This window comes from Rossellomorea sp. FM04394 (assembly GCF_041889765.1).
GTDB lineage: Bacteria > Bacillota > Bacilli > Bacillales > Bacillaceae_B > Rossellomorea > Rossellomorea aquimaris_B.
In genome coordinates this window covers 1,566,453-1,584,770 of record NZ_CP168654.1, presented here as the reverse complement: position 1 = coordinate 1,584,770, position 18,318 = coordinate 1,566,453, and the positions used below count along the sequence as shown (strand labels likewise).

Genomic DNA, 18,318 nt, shown 5'->3' with positions numbered 1-18,318 from the left:
TAAAGGTGCAGCATATTACATTATCCTATACATATATTGGAACAAAACATATCTATAGGAGATTACTAAATGAAGAACATACTCCTTTTTGCTGACCCTGGAATCGATGACTCCATAGCGATCATGTACGCACTTTTACACCCGGAAATTAATATTATTGGAATTGTATCAGGTTATGGGAATGTGGATAAAGAACAGGCAACGAATAATGTCGCCTATTTGCTTCACCTGGCCAATCAAACGAATATTCCGATCATCGGAGGTGCCACTCGATCCTGTACAGGGGAATACCCTGTCTACTATCCGGAGATTCATGGGAAAGAAGGGTTAGGGCCAATTCGTCCACCTGATACCATAAAAGGGGAATTACTGAATTTCTCGGAAATCTTTAAGTTGGTGGAAAACTTTAAGGACATTGTGGTTGTGGATGTAGGACGAAATACTTCTTTAGCCGTGGCTTTTATATTGGATGATAAGTTTGGAGAGAAGATTAAAGAATTTCACATTATGGGTGGCGCCTTTTTTGTACCAGGGAACGTCACTAAATTAGCTGAGGCAAACTTCTATGGTGATCCCGTAGCCAGTAATTTTGTCATGACCCAAGTGAAAAATATTACATCGGTACCACTGAATGTGACAAATAAAGCGATCATAACGAAGTCGCAAATCCAGGAAATCCAGAATGCCTCCTCAAGTCCTTTGATCAAAATCCTTGATAAAGTATATGATTATTATTTACAAGCTTATCAGAAGTTGATACCGGGTATTAGCGGAGCTCCTCTCCACGATGTTCTGACCCTCTCTTTACTCATGAACCCTGACATGGGCAGCTACCTCAAGAGGGATGTAGATGTTCAAATTTTTGGAGAAGCCCGCGGGGAGTCCATAGCTGATTTCCGTGTCGGTTCAGAAGAAAAAGAGTCCACTACAAAAATCTACCTTTCACTGGATTACCAGGCATTTATCCATGATTTCATGACGATCATGAGCAAGTAGAGGGACGGACCTTGTTCCAAGGTTCCGTCCCTACTCTTTCACTTCCGATATTCCCGTGCATCCTTCTCCAGCTTCTTATCCACTTCACCTTTTATGTCTGCATCCAATTTCTCAGGCGTCCAGTCTTTCAATGATCGTGGCATTTGCCATCCCATGCCCCTCGCACATCGTTTGGAGGCCAAATCTCCCCCCGGAACGTTCAAGCTCATGCATCATGCTTACCATGATTCGAGCACCACTCGCACCCAGGGGGTGTCCCAGGGCAATTGCTCCCCCATTTGGATTTAACTTTGAAGGATCTGCTCCCATGTCCTTTAACCACGCAAGGGCCACTGGCGCAAAAGCTTCATTCACTTCGAAAAGATCAATTTCCGACACCGACATTCCTGCCTTGCGTAAAGCTTTCTTCGTTGCGGGTATTGGGCCGGTAAGCATAAGGGTTGGATCAGAACCCACTACGACGCGTGTATGGACCTTGAATCGTGGCTTCAACCCTAATTCTTCTGCCTTCTCTCTTGTCATCAGAAGAAGTGCGGCTGCCCCATCACTAATTTGGCTAGCATTACCTGCATGAATGATTCCATCTTCTTTAAATGCAGGTTTTAAACTTGCCAGTACTTCCAAAGACGTTTCTTTTCTTGGTCCCTCGTCTTTAGAAAATGAAAAAGAAGTTCCGTCCGGTCCTTTAACCGTCACCTCATAAATTTCCCTATCAAAATAACCTGCTTCTTGTGCCTTTAACGCCTTTTGATGACTTGAGAATGCGAATTGATCAAGCTCTTCACGGCTGAATCCATACTCTTCTGCAATCCTTTCAGCTGATAGTCCCTGGTGTATGATTTCATGCTGCTCTCGAAGCTTTTCACTAAAAGCAGACCCCTGATAGTTTGAACCGATTGGAGTTCTTGACATATTCTCTACCCCACCAGCAATCACGACATCCATGTCGCCGGAAAGAATTGCTTGTGATGCAAAATGAACAGCCTGCTGGCTCGATCCGCATTGCCGGTCGATTGTCGTACCAGGTACCTCGATTGGAAAACCGGCAATCAATGCAGCCACCCTGGCAATATCACCAGCTTGCTCACCTGATTGAGTGACACAGCCTAAAATGACATCATCGACTAGCCCAGGGTCAATCCCCGTTCTGTCCATTAACCCCTTTAGAATATCTCCAGCCAAATCATCCGGCCTCATATCTTTCAATGAACCCTTTCTTCTCCCGACCGCTGATCGAATACCTTCTACAATGACAACCTCTCTCATCTGCCTCTTCCTTTCTATAATCCTAAATTCTTCGCAATGATCACTTTCATGATTTCATTAGTACCTGCATAAATGCTTGCTACAGGAATATCCCGGTACCTTCTTGCGATTTGATACTCTTCCATGTAACCATATCCCCCATGGAGCTGCATACATTCAGTAGCGATATGACGGGCCATTTCAGTCAGCTTATATTTGGCCATGGAAACCTTCGTCACGACATCTTTCCCATCCATATGTTCGGAGATCAAGCCATCGAGGAAAGCCCTGCCCATTTCAATATCCGTCGCCATTTCCGCCATCTTAAATTGTGTATTTTGAAATTGACTTATATTCTTACCAAACGCTTGGCGGTTCTTCACATAATCCATCGTGAGAGAGAACATTTCCTCTGACGCCGTCTGTGCGGCAATCGCTACGACAAGACGTTCCTGCTGGAGCTTATTCATCAGATAATGAAATCCTTTTCCTTCATCCCCAATAAGATTCCCTTTTGGCACCTTACAATCTTCGAAGATAAGTTCGGCTGTATCCTGACAGTGCAAACCAACTTTATCCAGCTTTCTTCCCCTGGAGAATCCGGGTGCATCCCTTTCAATGGCGATCAAACTGATACCTTTGTGAGACGGGCTGATGGTCGTATCTGTTTTACATGCCACAATCACCAGATCCCCTTGTATACCATTTGTAATGAAGGTCTTTTGACCATTCACAATATAATGGTCCCCCTCAAGCTTGGCCGTCGTTTTAATCCCTGCTAAATCTGATCCTGTACCAGGCTCAGTCATGGCAATGGCCGTAATCATTTTTCCACTCGTGCATGCGGGGAGCCACTTCTTTTTCTGTTCGTCACTTCCATATTCAGATATATATGGGACCACAATATCATTGTGCAATCCTATCCCGATCAAACCAGAGCCCACCCGTTCCAATTCTTCATTAATAATGACGGAAAATCCCCAATCCACTCCACTTCCACCGTACTCTTCGTCAATGTCGGGACAAAGAAATCCTTGCTCTCCCATTTTCGTCCAAAAGACCCTTGGAACCATTCTGTTTTTCTCCCAATCATCATAATAAGGATAAGCTTCTTTAAGTAAAAACTTTCGAAGTGCACTCCTGAATATGCTATGATCCTCCGATAAATAAGGATGTTTCATGCGTACTCAACCTCTTTTCATATGGGATTCCATTTATTAAGCGTTTTCATTTTCACCAAAAGTGAATGAACATGCATTCATTAGTGGTTAACATTCACCATAGTTTTAAATGGTTACTTAGGCTGCATCCTAATCGCGCCGTCTAATCGGATGGTTTCACCGTTCAGCATTGGATTCTCGAGTATACTCTTTACTAATTGAGCATATTCAGAAGGGTAACCGAGCCTTGGTGGAAATGGCACCATTTTCCCAAGCGAGTTTCTTGCTTCATCAGGCAGCGTGTCAAACATCGGAGTATGAAATAATCCTGGCGCAATCGTCATCACTCTGATACCATCCCTTGCAAGCTCCCTGGCAATCGGAAGTGTCATCCCGACTACTCCACCCTTTGATGCACTATAAGCAGCCTGACCGATTTGCCCGTCAAATGCCGCAACTGAAGCTGTATTGACGATAACCCCTCTCTCCCCATGCTGGTTTGGAGTATTCCCCATCATCCTATCCGCAGCTAAACGAATCACATTGAACGTACCAATCAAATTAATCTCAATCACCTTGGAAAAATGCTCAAGAGAATGAATCCCCTTTCTTCCTACCACTTTCCCAGGCGGGGCAATCCCTGCACAGTTCACCACAGTATTTACCCCCCCAAAAGCCTGTATGGCCCCGTTCAAAGCCTCTGAAACCTGATTTTCCTTTGTTACATCTGTTTGATAAAAACCAATGGATTTCCCATACTCATGTTTTAACGCAGCTGCTCTCTCTTCATTGAGATCCAGGATATAGGCCTTACCACCTTCTTCAATAATCCTTCTTACTGTAGCTTCACCCAGACCGGATGCACCACCTGTCACCAAAGCCACTATTTCTTTCAATTCCAAGATAAGTCCCTCCACTCATATAAAAGCATATACATTAATTTTAGCGTTGTGTGGAGGAAAAAGATATAATGTTTTTAAAATTCTGTCTACTCAAAATCCTTCCCTTACTTACCAAGGATAACGAAATATCACTTGTTAAGAATAAGAATGTAACAACCATTTACAATTTAGGAGGAAACAACGATGACTAATAAAAATGATAATCGTGAACGAAAAAATAAATACCCAAACAATAAAAAAAGCGGTACTGAATTCTCGAAAGAAATCAATATCCGCAGTGAAGTAACGAAGAAGGATTTAGGAAAGAATCAATAAAATAGTACGGGTTTTTATTGAGTTCAAAGATAAAAAAAGCCTGAAGAAGAGACGATTTTTGTCTTATGATCCCATAAAAAAACAGACTCACGAATGAGTCTGTTTTTGGATGTGTAAAGTTAGATTATGCTTTACGAACGTTAGCTGCTTGTGGTCCACGAGCACCTTGTTCAACGTCGAAAGATACTTCTTGACCTTCGTCAAGTGATTTGAAACCTTCACCTTGGATCGCTGAGAAGTGTACGAATACGTCGTCTCCACCTTCAACTTCGATGAATCCGAAACCTTTTTCTGCGTTAAACCATTTTACTTTACCATTTTCCATGTTTGTTGCCTCCTAAAGTGCGTTACACACAATGTATTACTATTCTTGCGATATCAGGTGAAAACCAAATCTTGTTCTTCCCTCGTATACCGGACAAAAATAATTCTTCTATAGAATAACAGTAATGAAACAAATAAGCAAGTTCTTCAAGGAGAAGTTTTGAAAGTCAGACCTCTCACACGACCTTCCCCCATCAAATGTTTTTTATAGTTATTAATGAATACTACCTATATGCCCATTAAAGCGCTAACAATATTTTTATCAAGATTTATCCTTAATGAGACTCTAAAATGAAGGATAAACTGTGGTATAATGAGAGAATATGAAAGGGAGTGCCCAATGAAATCCACAAAAAATCGGTTTAGTAATGGCGCAATGGTTACGATAAAGGAAACTGGAGAAACAGTGACAATATTGAAATGGCAATACGTTAAAAACATGAAGCGATACTCGTATATCGTAAAAGAACATCCTGGCACGTTTTATTTTGAGGAAGAATTAGAAGTCAACTAACAGAATGATCATATCATAATATAATTTTTCAAGGACTCTTACGTGAATGCCAACAGAGTCCTTTTTACTTTTAAGGGCATGACAGTGCTGGCTGTTTAATACTTAGAATCCTTGATAAAGATTTGATCTCCATATAAAAGAAGAAAGCCTGCATCTTTATAAAGATGCAGGCTTTCTTTATGTATGACCTGTGAGGGATTCGAACCCACGACCCCTTCCCTGTCAAGGAAGTGCTCTCCCACTGAGCTAACAAGTCGCAATGGAAGGTATATATTAAATTATAGTCATGATTAGAAAAATGTCAATCATTTTTTATTCTAAACATTTATTTTCTGAGAATCCGCGAATAAAAGAACGTTCGTTCGTATATACTGTGAGTACACTTCCAGGAGAGGAGCCCCAAATGAATACGGTATTACAACGCTCATTCATGGACCAACGCCCCATTGTAATCATCTATATGACTCCTGAATCCATTTGCACGAAAAGAAAGATCATCGTTAAAAAAATCGATGAGGACATTATTCTTGCCTATTGCTTTTTACGAAAAGAGTTTCGGAGATTCAGACTACATGATATTTTGGCCGCTTATCCCCTTCTTCCTTATACAAAACGGACCATATCCTAGTTGTAAACTAAAATGCGTGAGGCCGACCTAATTAGGTCAGTCTCACGCATCTTTGTTTATGCTGTTGCATTTTTTGGTGCTTTGTCTTCTCTTTTAATGAAGAATTGTAACGCGAGCATAACAGCAAATAATACTAAACCAATGATGTCTGTGCTTCCCTCCGGATAGATCAGCATTAAACCGGCTGCTACACAAAGGAAACGTTCAACAACATACACTCTTCGGTACCAATACCCGATCATACCTGCACCAATGGCCATCATTCCGGTTATGGCCGTAAAGACAACCCATAATAACCTCGGGATAGTTGTATCAATCATCAGCAACTCAGGTGACAGTACGAACATATATGGAATGATAAAGGCGGCAATTGCTAATTTAGCAGAATTGACCCCGGTCCGTATCGGCTCTCCTCCTGACACCCCGGCGGCGGCAAATGCTGCAAGAGCCACAGGCGGCGTGATATCTGCAATGATACCAAAGTAAAAGACAAACAAATGGGCCGCTAACTCAGGTGCACCTAACAGGATGATCGCCGGTGCAGCGATTGTCGACGTGATTACATAGTTAGCTGTTGTTGGTGATCCCATCCCTAACACAATCGATGCAATCATCGTAAACACCAGAGTCAGGATTAATTTACCTTCTGTTGAATTTGTTAAGTCTGCAGCAAGGTCTACTAAACCATTCGCAAGTGTAAGACCTAAACCGGTTTTCGTCACTACCCCTACAATCATCCCTGCAGCAGCAGTCGCTACAGCTACGGAAAGAGCGGTCCGGGCACCATCTACCAGTGCGTCGACTGCATCTTTAAAGCCAATCCTTGTCTCTTTCCGGATCGCGCTGATCACGATTGTAGCAACAATTGACCAAAGCGCTGCACGCATAACACTCATACCGCTGACTAATAAAATAATGACTGTAAGAATCGGCATTAACAAGTAGATTTTCTTTAATACTTCTTTACGATTCGGCATTTCTTCGTCTGAAAGACCGCGCAGACCGATTCGCTTCGCTTCAAAATGAGTCATGATCCAAATTCCTGTAAAATACAAAAGAGCAGGAATGGTGGCAGCCTTTGCAATATCCCAGTAAGAGATACCACCGATGAATTCAACCATTAAGAATGCTGCAGCTCCCATGATTGGCGGCATTAATTGGCCACCCGTTGAGGCTGCTGCCTCTACTCCACCAGCGAACTCTTTACGATAGCCAAGCTTTTTCATCATTGGAATCGTAAAGGAGCCCGATGTTACAACGTTTGCAACGGAACTTCCGCTGATCGTTCCTTGCAATGCACTCGAGAATATGGCAACCTTTGCAGGACCACCCGTGCGTTTACCGGCGATCGCAACAGCTAAATCATTAAAGTATTGACCCACGCCTGTTTTAACGAGGAAGGCCCCAAATAACAGGAATAGGAAGATGAAGGTTGCTGAAACATATAATGGCGTTCCAAGAATCCCTTCACTTGTGAAGAACATCGTTTTAACGATATCGTCCCAATCATAGCCTCTATGTGCCAGGAATCCAGGCATCAATCTTCCATAATACATATAGAGAATGAATGAAGAAGCAATGATGGTGATGGGCAAACCGACGGCACGACGGGTTGCTTCTAATACTAAAATCATCGCAGCAAAACCAACGTAAAAATCAAGTGATGTCATTAATCCTACTCTGCTGACAATGTCATCCTGCATGATCGGCCAGTAAGCACCAATCCCGACAGATATGATAGAGAGAACGACATCATACCAAGCCACTTTATCTTTGCGTAAATTTTTCTTTCTTGCCGGGAATAATAGAAAGACAAGTGATAAAGCAAACCCCAGGTGTATGGATAATAATAATTGTCTAGGGATGAATTGAAAGATTGATGCTACTAATTGAAATAATGAAAATGCTAATAAACCAAAGAATATGATCCATTTGAACAGTCCATGATGAAGCTTTCTCGTCGATGATTCAGGATCATACTTTTCTAGTAATTCTTGTTGTTGTTCGGAGGTTAACGATTCGAATTCTTTATCTTTTTCCAACAACAGTCACTCCTCTCCACTGATCATAAAGTGATTGTTTCTTTAATTGAAGCCGGACGACAGATCCTTTATCGAAATAGTCGGCTAAAGGATAGGCCTTACCATCGATCACGAGTCGATGATTGGCAACTACCTGCCCGATTCGGATATCAATGTACGGAAACACTTTATTCATATTTGAAATTAAATATTTTCCTTCTTTTGTTACTTTGAAGGTTTCATCTCCTTCTGCATTTGCAGGCATACCTATCGCAGTATCTTCATAAAGTAGCTTTGTTTGTTGAATTTGATTAGTAGATTGGCGATAAAACTCTTCTACTTCTGAGAGATGAATAGAATGGGTGTAACGAACCGAAAATGAATGATCGTCAGGAAGTTTGAAAAGGGCGGCGGTCCCATCCGTATTCCTAGGTTCGATTACTATGAAAATTTGAAAGGGTATAAAGATGATGATTAAGAGAACGGGAATAATGAGAATTGCTCCTGCAAATGAATATTTCTTCAAAACGAAATCCCCACCATTCCATTATTTCTACTGGCTTATTTCTCCAGATATTTAGCCTTTTCCAAAACAAAAGAATAGACCGTTATAAGCGGCCTATCCCTTCGTCCATCTTCTGGTGTGGATTTATTCCATTGAAACGCCTTTTTCATCAAAGTATTTCTTCGCACCAGGATGCAGTTCAATTCCCATACCCTTCAGTCCATCTTCAGCCTTGATTAACTCACCTTTGGCATGAGTGATTGCATCTGTATTTTCAAAAATGGCTTTCGTAACATCATAGATTACTTCTTCGGAAATATCGGCATTTGTTACTAACATTGCACGAACTGCAACTGTTGTCACTGCTTCATCGACTTTACTGTACGTGCCTGCAGGAATTTCATCCTCAGAGTAGTAAGGATACTTCTCGATCAGCTCACTGATTTTGCCGGATTCAACCGGGACGATCGCGATGTCTTCCGTAGCTGCCAACCCTTCAACAGCTCCAGTTGGAGTACCTGAAGTGATGAACGCTGCATCGATTGTACCATCTTGGATACCTGTAGTTGAATCATCAAATGATAGATTACGAGCCTCTAAATCTTCCAACGTAATTCCGTGAACCTCTAAAATTTGTTTCGCGTTCAGTAATGTTCCAGATCCGGCTTCACCGACAGAAACAACTTTACCTTTCAGATCTTCAACGGACTTGATACCTGAATCCTTTGTTGTGACGATTTGAATCGTTTCAGGATATAGAGTGGCAATTCCTCTTGCGTTTTCAACTTTATTATCGCTGAACATTTCAGTTCCTTCCGATGCATAAGATGCGATATCGGTTTGTGTAAAAGCGATTTCAGTTTTACTGTCTTTAATGGCAGCCATATTTTCAGCCGATGCGCCAGAAGTAGAAGCCGAGGATTTGATACCTGTTTCATCTTCAATGATCTTAGCGAATGTTCCGCCTAACGGGTAATATGTACCCCCTGTTCCACCTGTAGCGATTCCAATGAAGTCAACCTCTTTGTTACCTTCACCCTCAGATGATCCTCCACCTGATCCGCCGCCACATGCAGCAAGAACGACAGATAGAACTAGAAGTAGTGCAGTGCTTAGAAATAAACTGCGTTTTTTCATATTCTAATTCCCCCTATTAAATTTTATACGTTAACGAAATAATTGTAACACAGTCTGTAACAATCTTGTCAAATCAAATACATAAACCTTTAACATTTTTCATAAAAAAACTATCCTCACACAGTACATTGCACTCCAGACCCGTAATGTGGCTTGTTCCCATCTTGTCAGTTATTTCACAAATGTATAGAGAATGTATAAAGCGGTTACATTCCCCGCCCGTTTTTTTCATTCATAGGGCATATTTGTCCATAAAAAAACTGAAAAGGAATAATTCCTCTTCAGTCCATCTAGTATATATCAAGATACATTCTAACCTATTAACTCTTCATCCTCAAACTTCATCTTATCTTCTTCTGAGATATTTTCTTCACGGTCCCTCAAGCTATGTGCAATTCTTGAAGATGCATTCGCCGCAATACTTGCCACGATATCATCTAAAAAGGTATGTACACCCTTCCCGTTTTTCGTATCAAGTTCTCGGATGATACCAATCTTATTTTTATCAAGATGACCAAAGGTGGTGACAGCGATGCTTCCATAACCAAGTGCTGCACCCAATGCAATGGTCTCGTCTACTCCAAATAATCCCTCATCTGATTCCACAATCGATTGAAGGGGCTCTGAAAGCTTCTTCTCTTCAGCAAGTTGATCTAATTCCACCCCTACGAGAATTGCATGCTGAATCTCCCTTTTCAACAGCACTTTCTTCACACTGTCGATACAATCTTCCATATTTAATCCATTATTATATGGATACTGCATTTCATAGACGATTTCAGCAATATCCTCTATTAATACGCCCCTATCTTTCAGCCTTTGCAAGGCAGCTTTGGTTACATCTCTTGAATGTACAGGTTTGCTCATTCTAATCCCCCTTTCTTAACAGTCCATCAGCTCACATAAATTATAGCATTGTTTTGAATTTTCGTATTGCAATCCGCTTTAGGGAATTATCCTGGAGAATATGATACAATCTTTCTGTAAACGTTAACACTGATTATAGGAGGCTATCGTCATGACAACCGCAAGAGGAAATGTAACTGAATTAAACCTCTTTAGTAAAGAACTGAATGAAGAGATCAAGATGCTGGTATACCTTCCAGCTACTTATTCTCCCCTCTATAAATATTCACTCCTGATTACCCAGGATGGGAAAGACTACTTCCAGCTTGGAAGAATACCTCGTTTAGTCGATGAACTTCTCGATAATAGGGAAATTGAAAACATGATTATCGTCGGGGTTCCTTATAAAGATGTTGAGGATCGCAGAAGAAAATATCACCCGCATGGTGAAGAAAATGATGCCTATATCCGCTTTTTAGCACATGAACTGGTCCCGTATCTGGATGAGCATTACCCAACCTATCATATGGGAATGGGGCGTGCCCTGGTTGGTGATTCATTAGGAGCGACAGTTTCATTAATGACTGCATTGAAATATCCAAATACATTCGGCAAGGTTCTCCTTCAGTCACCTTTCGTCAACGAGAAAGTGTTAGATGCAGTGGAAAACTTCTCACAACCTCACCTATTAAGCATTTACCATATCATTGGTCAGCAAGAAACAGAGGTGAAAACGACGGATGGCAAAGTAAAAGACTTCTTAAATCCCAACCGTCAGCTCCACCAAACATTCGATCAAAATGGATTCTCTTCCTTTTATGATGAATTCGACGGGGACCACACTTGGAAACACTGGCAGCCTGATCTAAGACGTGCCTTAAAGATGATGTTCAGCTAAACAATTGCTCATCCATCCTGACAAGCATCCACATCAAACGAAAGAGGGAAGCTATTTTTCACATTTTGAAAAGTACCTTCCCTCTTTCGTTCGCCCTATATTAAATTTTTGAAAAATTTGCTATACTATACATATTACAAAGATAGTTAAATAGAGGAGGATTGAAGAAAATGAATTATGGTATAGTCATTTTCCCATCGAAAAAGCTACAAGATATCGCAAACTCTTATAGGAAACGTTATGATCCTCATTATGCTTTAGTTCCACCACATTTGACATTAAAAAATGTCTTTAGTGCAGATGATGATCAGATCAAAGATATCGCTAATAAATTAGCTGCTATTTCAAAGAAATACGATCCATTCAATCTTAAGGTGTATAAAGTAAGTTCCTTTCAGCCTGTGAACAATGTGATTTATTTCAAGGTGAATTCCACTCCTGAACTGGAAGGATTACACGATGATATGCATAGTCAAAACTTCATGGGTGACGAGCCTGAATTCGCTTTCGTTCCTCACATTACTGTCGCTCAAAAGCTTTCGAATGATGAGCACTCGGATATTTTCGGATCTCTCCGTATGCTTGGAATCGATCATGAGGAAACCATTGACCGCTTCCACCTGTTGTATCAATTAGAGAACGGCTCTTGGACAGTATATGAAACCTTCCGTCTAGGAAAGGAAGAGTAAGAGTTGAGAGTAGAAGTTGCCCAAAAAGAAGAACAGATACAAGAGGTATTCAACATAAGAAAGACGGTATTTGTGGAAGAACAAAAGGTTCCCCTTGAAGAAGAAATCGATGAATTCGAAAATGCTTCTACACATTTTGTCCTTTACGACCAAAACCACGCTGTAGGTGCCGGTCGATTCCGTATTCTTGACGGAATCGGGAAAGTGGAAAGAATATGCGTTCTAGAGTCCGCCAGGGGAAAAGGAGCAGGTCGTGAAATTATGCTCGCCATTGAGGAATACGCTAAGGAACAGCCCTTATCTCAATTAAAATTAAATGCCCAGACATATGCAATCCCTTTTTATGAAGGCTTAGGCTACAAAGTTACGTCTGATGAATTTCTGGACGCAGGGATCCCTCATAAAACGATGAAAAAAGAAATCTAAAAGGAACAGGCAATTAAGCCGATCAGCTTAATTGCCTGTTCCTTTTTTACTTCAGCAATTTCCCATATAAAGAAGTATATTACATTATCAACTCGTCGATAATGGGAAAGTGTATGGGAAGGGGGACCCTTATGGAATTCATGTCGATTGCCGTCGAGTTAATCGTAGGATATTTTGCCTTATTGATTCTTACAAAAATCCTTGGTAAAACTCAAATCACACAAATATCTGCTTTTGATTTCATTTCAGCTTTAATATTAGGTGAACTTGTAGGTAACTCCCTATATGATGGCAAAGTCAGTGTGCTTCCGATCCTTACAGCCATTTTCATTTGGGGCAGCTTGATCTTTTTCACTGAGTATTTCACTCAGAAATCGAGACGATTCCGCCATATGCTGGAAGGAACACCTGCATTGATCATTAATAAAGGGAAGATAAACTTTAATGAACTAAAGAAGAATCACTTAGATCTTAATCAGCTTCAGCATTTACTTCGTGCTAAAGATATTTTCTCAGTCAGGGAATGTGAATATGCCCTGTTAGAGTCCGACGGGACACTAAGTGTCATTAGAAAGCCCCTTTATGAAATCGTTCAGCGCCAAGACCTAAATATCCCTGCAAAAACAGCTACTCTCCCACTTTCTTTAATCGTGGATGGAGAAATCGTTTATGATAATTTAAAGCTAGCCGAGCAGAAGGAGGATTGGCTGTTAAACGAAATAAAAAAACAAGGCTTCCTCTCTTCCGAAGACGTTTTATACGCTGAATGGGAAGAAGGAGAAAGCCTGTTAGTTCAAGGGTATTAATGGGGCTTAATGATAAGTTCATTCTCTCTTATCGTGAAGGATAGAAGTTTCTTTCGTTCAAGACTGGTAAGGTAGGCCGTCACCGACGTTCTGAACAAGAGCCATTGCCCCACGTTCGATACAGCTATTTTATGTAATTTCAAAAACTCTTTTATTACTTTTTCAAAGGAATAACCTTCTGACCTCTCATTCACAAGTGTGAGAAGTGAGTTCATTCGTTCTTGATGAAGGTCGATATTCTCCTGGACCGTTTCAACAAAGCTCTCTTCATAGTCTCCGTGACCCGGAATCGCTCCTTTGCAGGATATGTGAAGGAGTTTTTTTAATGAATCCAGGGTTTGATCCGCATCAATAATGAACGGAATCACATGCTTCTCCAATGTCTCCCTGCCAAAATAACTGTCCGCAGCATATAAAATATCATCAACAAGCAGTCCCACCTGACCATATGAATGTCCCGGTAATTCAATAGCTTCAAAAGTGAAAGGCCCGATGGTATTTTGACCAACATTCAATTCGCCATCAATCCTCACTGATTGGCCCTCGAGGAATTTATTTCTCAATTCATTTATGGGATTAGCACCATTGAATAAATAAATGGGCTCCAGGATCGAATTCTCTATAATCGCTTTTTCTATTTTAGGAGCAAATAATTGGAGGCCGTTTTTTTTCTTCAGGTAGTGAGCTCCGCCAAAATGATCTGCGTGGGCATGGGTGATTACACAATAATTCAGGGGCAGGCCTTCTTTTGTTAGGATCTTGATCACTTTCTTCACCGAAGAATCATCCAGTCCGCTGTCAATAAGGAGCCCTTTTCCCTCTTTCACGCAGTAACCTATCGTAACGCTTCCTGTAAATGCGTAGCAGTGCTCAGTAAGGCTTTGTAGTTTCAAGTCATTACCTCCAGATATGTCAGGGGCTCAAGATCAGTTAAATAAAAAACCTCTAAGGAAGGCTGCTCCTTTTGGGATTTTTCAATTTGCCTATATGTGCCCCCCTTAAACTTCTTTATACATATTCGTTAATATGGTTTCCTTTTCCTGTTAACTGGGCTAATAAATTTGACGGGATGGACGGTTTAGTGAATGTTTGGTATGAAGTTTTGCGTTGATTTGATCGATATACATGATTGGATGTTCCTGTCTCTTCAGGATGGGCTTGAGATTTATTTTTCATTGGCTTCACTGGTTGGACGGGTAGAAAGGTGAACGGATGTTTTTCAACCTTTAATTCACGCTCTTGATACTGTTTATATTGATGGTGAGGAATCGGAGCGATATATCCCATTTTCATTACCCCCTTGTTAGTAAATACCCATTTAAGGTTCTGCAATAAACTTTCTAGTGGCTATCCGTTTGCCTGCTGAGATTCTGAAGGAAAGTGTAGAACGTGAGAACGTACACAATAAAAAGAAAGGAGAATTAACATAAAATACGTGCCTGAGCACATCTTTATGTCCATTCTCCTTTATTTCAGATAAATCTTTATTTCTTCCCCTTATTTAACATATTGGAAATGGTTCCAAAGTCTAATTGCTTTCCATCATTCACAATCGACTGCACTATTTTATTTTCCATTTCCTTGTTTACGGGTTTATTAGCAATTTTGGATACGCGTTTAATGACGCTTCTAACCGTTGCTTCATCTTTGAAATTTGCATTTTGTAATGAGTTCGCAAGCTCTAACACTTCGTTCATGTTTACGCCTGTCTTCTTCTCTAAATTCTTAAAAAAGTTATTATTCATTTCCTTCACGCCTCCTTTTAACTATAAGCATCATATGTAAAAAACCCAGGAGCGTGATTATGAATTGATTTTTTTGAAGGTTGAGGATGTTTTTATTTATTTTAGATTGTCTTTACACGATTTTTTTGGAGGAATCGTTGAAGGTTAAAAATCTCTTTGGTATGGTAATTGAATTTAGTGGCCATAAGAATGTTTATTATCGACTTTTGGTCACATATTATCGACTTCCTACCGGTTCAACTTCACCACGTTTATTTTCATCTCACTTTCCATCACCTTTACTGGCACTTCAAACTTATCCATAATTCTCAAAGTGACTCTTCCCCCAATAAAACAAAAAGACAAAATCCCTCCTATGAGGATTCTGCCTTTTGTACCCCTTTCTAACAGAAGCTAGCTCCAACGATAATTAAAAGAATGAAAAGCACAACGATTAATACAAAAGTCGAACCATAACCGCCTCCGCCATAACCGCAGCCACCGTAACCATATCCATACATTTTAGTATCACCTCTCTTTTACCTTTAGTCTCTTATAACATATGTAAACAGAGAGGTGAACGTATGGGCTTTTCGATAATTTATTGTGTGTTTGTCCAATTGTACAAGTCGAAGGTGAGATTTCCCTCACTGTCCAGCTGGGCAAGGAAAATGGATTCAACCTGCAATTGTCTTTTGGTTAGTTCTTTCTGTAACCAGGGCAGGGGAAATCCAACTTCCCGCAGGGCCGCTGCATCTATTTTCCCGTCTGAAATGACGGCCTGTGGAGGAGTTGACTTTGGTGAGATGTTATATAAATCTTCCCGAACAAGGGGCCTCTTTTCTCTTTTGAGCAAAACACTTAGGTCTCCATTGGTATCAAGTGTTGCAAACTCTACGTCGGCAGCACGGAAAACATCTTTCTTCCTCAATTGTTCCAGTAGTTCGTCCACGGAATACTTTTCTTTTTTTAAAGCCTTCTCATCAATCTCTCCATCTTTTATAAATACGGTTGGTTTTCCTTCAGCAAATCTTCTGAACCGAATGCTTTTCAGTGACAAATAGGAGAACAGGAGTGGGAACGCAAACCATAAGAGGATGCTCATCAGACCTTCACTTAATGGCAGGCCAAGATCCATTGAGAGCGTTCCTGCAATGCTTCCAACCGTGATTCCTGTAATGTACTCAAAAAAGGAGAGTTTAGAAAGCTGTTTTTTCCCTAATAATTTGGTAATGGCGAATAGGGAAAGTAAAATGAATATACTGCGTAATGCCACCTCTAAGTACTCAGGCATCAATCTTCACCTCTATTATCCTTTTGGCTTAAAAAGGAGAGCTCCAATGAAGCCGAATATGATTGCGGAGGAGATCCCGGAGCTTGTCACTTCAAACATGCCCGTAAGGACTCCCACTATCCCGTGTTCCTGTGATTCCTGCATGGCACCATTGACCAGGGCGTTGCCAAAGCTCGTTATAGGGATTGTCGCGCCTGCTCCGGCAAAATCTATGAGAGGCTCATATAAACCAAATCCTGAAAAAACCGCCCCGGCCACAACGAGTAAGCTTAGTGTATGGGCCGGAGTTAATTTAGCTACGTCAAACAGCAATTGACCAATCACACAAATGATCCCGCCTATTGTAAAGGCCCAAAAAAACATCGCTAACACTTCGTTTCCTCCTTTCCTTTACATATATTCGATGGAAACTGCATGAGCAATACAGGGGATCGTTTCCCCTTGTTGAAATGTCAGGGGTGATAACAAAGCTCCCGTCGCCACAACTAAAATACGTTTATAAGTTCCTTTTTTCATTTCATTTAATAGATGTCCATAAAGGACGGTAGCTGAACACCCCGGGCCACTTGCTCCAGATTGGACTGGCTGATCATTTCCATATATCAGCAATCCGCAATCTTGAAACTGATGATCCGAGAAGTTATATCCCTTTTCCCTTAACATTTCAACTGCCGTCTGCCGACCGATCTTGGCAAGATCTCCCGTGATGATCAGGTCGTAGTAAGAAGGATCCCTGCCCAGATCTTGAAAGTGACCCTCAATGGTATCCACAGCGGCTGGTGCCATGGCTCCTCCCATATTAAAGGGATCTTTCAACCCCATATCCATCACCTTGCCGATGGTCGCAGATGTAACTCTGGGTGCAAGCGTATTGACTGATGCTCCTTCTCCGATTACCGCATACCCGGCACCGGTCACGGTCCACTGTGCTGTCGGAGGCTTTTGACCTCCATATTCAGTCGGGTAGCGAAACTGTTTCTCTGTTGCGGAATTGTGACTTGATGCCCCTGTAACAATATGATGAGCTCCATGATAGTTAACCAGGAATGCAGATAACGCCAGACCCTCCATGGATGTTGAACATGCTCCGAATAATCCGAAGTAAGGAATTCCGTTTGTTCTGGCAGCGAAACTTGATGGGGTAATTTGATTAATTAAATCCCCCGTCAAGAAAAACTGCACATCGCTTTTTTGGAGAGACTGTTTTTCCAGGGCGATTTGAACGGCATCTTCAATGAGTGTTCGATTGGCTTTTTCATACGTATTCTGGCCCATCCACAGGTCATCATAAAACTGATCGAAGTCCGCTGCTAAGTTGCCCTTCTTTTCAAAGGGTCCACCAACGACACCTGTAGACAGGATGACGGGATGTGAAGGAAATACCCATGACCTTGAACCTTGAAGCATTATATCACCCCCAGTTGTATTAAGATCGTCTTGATTAATGCAACGACAAAAGCAGAAAATACTCCGAATACAATAACGGAACCTGCCAGTTTAAAGATGTTACCGCCAACCCCTAAAACATATCCTTCTGTTTTATGTTCAATGGCTGCTGAAATAACAGAATTTCCAAATCCTGTTACCGGAACCGCGCTACCAGCTCCGGCAAATTGGCCAATATGATCATAGACCCCAAATCCTGTCAGTAGCATTGCTATAAATACCATCGTTGCAACGGTTGGATTTCCTGCCGTCTGCTCAGTAAAGTTGAAGAAATAAATGTACATATACGTAATGGCCTGTCCGATTAAACAGATGAAGCCCCCAACAAAGAATGCCTTGATGATATTTTTCAGGAGGGGGCGCTTTGTTTCATATTGTTTTTCTAACTGTTCATACTTTTTCTGTTCGGGTGTTTTTGGTGCTTTCCCCACAAAACATTCCT

The 18,318-nt window shown here is 41.2% G+C and carries 24 protein-coding genes and 1 tRNA gene; 8 read left to right on the top strand and 17 right to left on the bottom strand.

What is annotated here, in order from left to right; translation table 11 throughout:
- The first annotated feature begins 69 nt into the window (after nucleotides 1–69).
- On the top strand, nucleotides 70–996 hold the full coding sequence (locus tag ACCB35_RS07975) for a nucleoside hydrolase (RefSeq protein WP_374056461.1): 927 nt from the start codon (nucleotides 70–72) through the stop codon (nucleotides 994–996).
- 111 nt (nucleotides 997–1,107) lie between these two features.
- Here ACCB35_RS07975 and ACCB35_RS07970 read toward each other — a convergent pair whose 3' ends face one another.
- From ACCB35_RS07970 to ACCB35_RS07960, 3 genes are all read right to left on the bottom strand, one after another.
- Complete coding sequence (locus ACCB35_RS07970) at nucleotides 1,108–2,262, bottom strand: acetyl-CoA C-acyltransferase (RefSeq protein WP_374056460.1); 1,155 nt, start codon at nucleotides 2,260–2,262, stop codon at nucleotides 1,108–1,110.
- Nucleotides 2,263–2,276: 14 nt separating this feature from the next.
- Entirely contained in the window at nucleotides 2,277–3,422 is a 1,146-nt protein-coding gene (locus ACCB35_RS07965; RefSeq protein ID WP_374056459.1) for an acyl-CoA dehydrogenase family protein, read from the bottom strand.
- 113 nt (nucleotides 3,423–3,535) lie between these two features.
- A complete protein-coding gene (locus ACCB35_RS07960) occupies nucleotides 3,536–4,303 on the bottom strand; it encodes a 3-hydroxyacyl-CoA dehydrogenase (protein WP_374056458.1) in 768 nt (255 codons plus the stop codon).
- 183 nt (nucleotides 4,304–4,486) lie between these two features.
- Here ACCB35_RS07960 and ACCB35_RS07955 point away from each other — a divergent pair, with 183 nt between their 5' ends.
- Entirely contained in the window at nucleotides 4,487–4,618 is a 132-nt protein-coding gene (locus ACCB35_RS07955; protein ID WP_374056457.1) for a hypothetical protein, read from the top strand.
- A 124-nt stretch (nucleotides 4,619–4,742) separates the two neighbouring features.
- Here ACCB35_RS07955 and ACCB35_RS07950 read toward each other — a convergent pair whose 3' ends face one another.
- Entirely contained in the window at nucleotides 4,743–4,943 is a 201-nt protein-coding gene (locus ACCB35_RS07950; RefSeq protein WP_034763533.1) for a cold-shock protein, read from the bottom strand.
- A gap of 312 nt (nucleotides 4,944–5,255) precedes the next feature.
- Here ACCB35_RS07950 and ACCB35_RS07945 point away from each other — a divergent pair, with 312 nt between their 5' ends.
- Nucleotides 5,256–5,456, top strand: a complete 201-nt coding sequence (locus ACCB35_RS07945; protein ID WP_188048455.1) for a hypothetical protein — start codon at nucleotides 5,256–5,258, stop codon at nucleotides 5,454–5,456.
- A gap of 184 nt (nucleotides 5,457–5,640) precedes the next feature.
- Here the strand turns inward: ACCB35_RS07945 and ACCB35_RS07940 are convergent.
- A tRNA-Val gene (locus tag ACCB35_RS07940) sits at nucleotides 5,641–5,712 on the bottom strand.
- A 147-nt stretch (nucleotides 5,713–5,859) separates the two neighbouring features.
- Between ACCB35_RS07940 and ACCB35_RS07935 the strand changes: the two genes are divergently transcribed.
- The gene (locus ACCB35_RS07935) at nucleotides 5,860–6,084 is read left to right on the top strand and encodes a hypothetical protein (RefSeq protein WP_044337650.1); all 225 of its coding nucleotides are present in this window, start codon (nucleotides 5,860–5,862) and stop codon (nucleotides 6,082–6,084) included.
- A 56-nt stretch (nucleotides 6,085–6,140) separates the two neighbouring features.
- Here the strand turns inward: ACCB35_RS07935 and ACCB35_RS07930 are convergent, their stop codons facing one another.
- From ACCB35_RS07930 to ACCB35_RS07915, 4 genes are all read right to left on the bottom strand, one after another.
- Nucleotides 6,141–8,126, bottom strand: coding sequence for a TRAP transporter permease (locus tag ACCB35_RS07930; RefSeq protein ID WP_374056456.1), 1,986 nt, complete (start codon nucleotides 8,124–8,126; stop codon nucleotides 6,141–6,143).
- Nucleotides 8,113–8,631, bottom strand: coding sequence for a DUF1850 domain-containing protein (locus ACCB35_RS07925; protein ID WP_374056455.1), 519 nt, complete (start codon nucleotides 8,629–8,631; stop codon nucleotides 8,113–8,115). Before ACCB35_RS07925 ends, ACCB35_RS07930 begins: the two co-directional genes overlap by 14 nt.
- 123 nt (nucleotides 8,632–8,754) lie before the next feature.
- Nucleotides 8,755–9,747: a TAXI family TRAP transporter solute-binding subunit gene (locus tag ACCB35_RS07920; RefSeq protein WP_374056454.1), complete on the bottom strand. Its 993-nt coding sequence runs from the start codon at nucleotides 9,745–9,747 to the stop codon at nucleotides 8,755–8,757.
- A gap of 312 nt (nucleotides 9,748–10,059) precedes the next feature.
- Nucleotides 10,060–10,614, bottom strand: a complete 555-nt coding sequence (locus ACCB35_RS07915) for a phosphatidylglycerophosphatase A (RefSeq protein ID WP_374056453.1) — start codon at nucleotides 10,612–10,614, stop codon at nucleotides 10,060–10,062.
- A gap of 151 nt (nucleotides 10,615–10,765) precedes the next feature.
- Between ACCB35_RS07915 and ACCB35_RS07910 the strand changes: the two genes are divergently transcribed.
- The 4 genes from ACCB35_RS07910 to ACCB35_RS07895 all read left to right on the top strand — a co-directional run bounded on the left by ACCB35_RS07910 (nucleotide 10,766) and on the right by ACCB35_RS07895 (nucleotide 13,412).
- A complete protein-coding gene (locus tag ACCB35_RS07910) occupies nucleotides 10,766–11,491 on the top strand; it encodes an alpha/beta hydrolase (RefSeq protein WP_374056452.1) in 726 nt (241 codons plus the stop codon).
- Nucleotides 11,492–11,661: 170 nt separating this feature from the next.
- On the top strand, nucleotides 11,662–12,180 hold the full coding sequence (locus tag ACCB35_RS07905; protein ID WP_044337656.1) for a YjcG family protein: 519 nt from the start codon (nucleotides 11,662–11,664) through the stop codon (nucleotides 12,178–12,180).
- Between the two features lie 3 nt (nucleotides 12,181–12,183).
- Complete coding sequence (locus tag ACCB35_RS07900; RefSeq protein ID WP_374056451.1) at nucleotides 12,184–12,606, top strand: GNAT family N-acetyltransferase; 423 nt, start codon at nucleotides 12,184–12,186, stop codon at nucleotides 12,604–12,606.
- A 131-nt stretch (nucleotides 12,607–12,737) separates the two neighbouring features.
- On the top strand, nucleotides 12,738–13,412 hold the full coding sequence (locus ACCB35_RS07895) for a DUF421 domain-containing protein (RefSeq protein WP_374056450.1): 675 nt from the start codon (nucleotides 12,738–12,740) through the stop codon (nucleotides 13,410–13,412).
- On the opposite strand, the gene ACCB35_RS07890 is transcribed toward ACCB35_RS07895, so the two are convergent.
- From ACCB35_RS07890 to spoVAC, 8 genes are all read right to left on the bottom strand, one after another.
- The gene (locus tag ACCB35_RS07890; protein ID WP_374056449.1) at nucleotides 13,409–14,305 is read right to left on the bottom strand and encodes an MBL fold metallo-hydrolase; all 897 of its coding nucleotides are present in this window, start codon (nucleotides 14,303–14,305) and stop codon (nucleotides 13,409–13,411) included. The two genes, ACCB35_RS07895 and ACCB35_RS07890, sit on opposite strands and share 4 nt — an antisense overlap.
- Before the next feature lie 115 nt (nucleotides 14,306–14,420).
- Nucleotides 14,421–14,699 carry a hypothetical protein gene (locus ACCB35_RS07885; protein ID WP_374056448.1) on the bottom strand — a complete coding sequence of 93 codons (279 nt, stop codon included), beginning with the start codon at nucleotides 14,697–14,699 and terminating at the stop codon, nucleotides 14,421–14,423.
- A 197-nt stretch (nucleotides 14,700–14,896) separates the two neighbouring features.
- Nucleotides 14,897–15,157, bottom strand: a complete 261-nt coding sequence (locus ACCB35_RS07880) for a stage VI sporulation protein F (protein WP_113970022.1) — start codon at nucleotides 15,155–15,157, stop codon at nucleotides 14,897–14,899.
- A 383-nt stretch (nucleotides 15,158–15,540) separates the two neighbouring features.
- Complete coding sequence (locus ACCB35_RS07875) at nucleotides 15,541–15,657, bottom strand: YjcZ family sporulation protein (protein ID WP_082051146.1); 117 nt, start codon at nucleotides 15,655–15,657, stop codon at nucleotides 15,541–15,543.
- Nucleotides 15,658–15,737: 80 nt separating this feature from the next.
- Nucleotides 15,738–16,430, bottom strand: a complete 693-nt coding sequence (locus ACCB35_RS07870) for a DUF421 domain-containing protein (RefSeq protein ID WP_374056447.1) — start codon at nucleotides 16,428–16,430, stop codon at nucleotides 15,738–15,740.
- A gap of 15 nt (nucleotides 16,431–16,445) precedes the next feature.
- The gene (spoVAE, locus tag ACCB35_RS07865) at nucleotides 16,446–16,802 is read right to left on the bottom strand and encodes a stage V sporulation protein AE (RefSeq protein WP_044337663.1); all 357 of its coding nucleotides are present in this window, start codon (nucleotides 16,800–16,802) and stop codon (nucleotides 16,446–16,448) included.
- Nucleotides 16,803–16,820: 18 nt separating this feature from the next.
- Nucleotides 16,821–17,837, bottom strand: coding sequence for a stage V sporulation protein AD (spoVAD, locus tag ACCB35_RS07860; protein ID WP_374056446.1), 1,017 nt, complete (start codon nucleotides 17,835–17,837; stop codon nucleotides 16,821–16,823).
- Complete coding sequence (gene spoVAC / locus ACCB35_RS07855) at nucleotides 17,837–18,307, bottom strand: stage V sporulation protein AC (protein WP_374056445.1); 471 nt, start codon at nucleotides 18,305–18,307, stop codon at nucleotides 17,837–17,839. The genes spoVAD and spoVAC overlap by 1 nt, the downstream gene beginning before the upstream one ends.
- Nucleotides 18,308–18,318 lie beyond the last annotated feature (11 nt).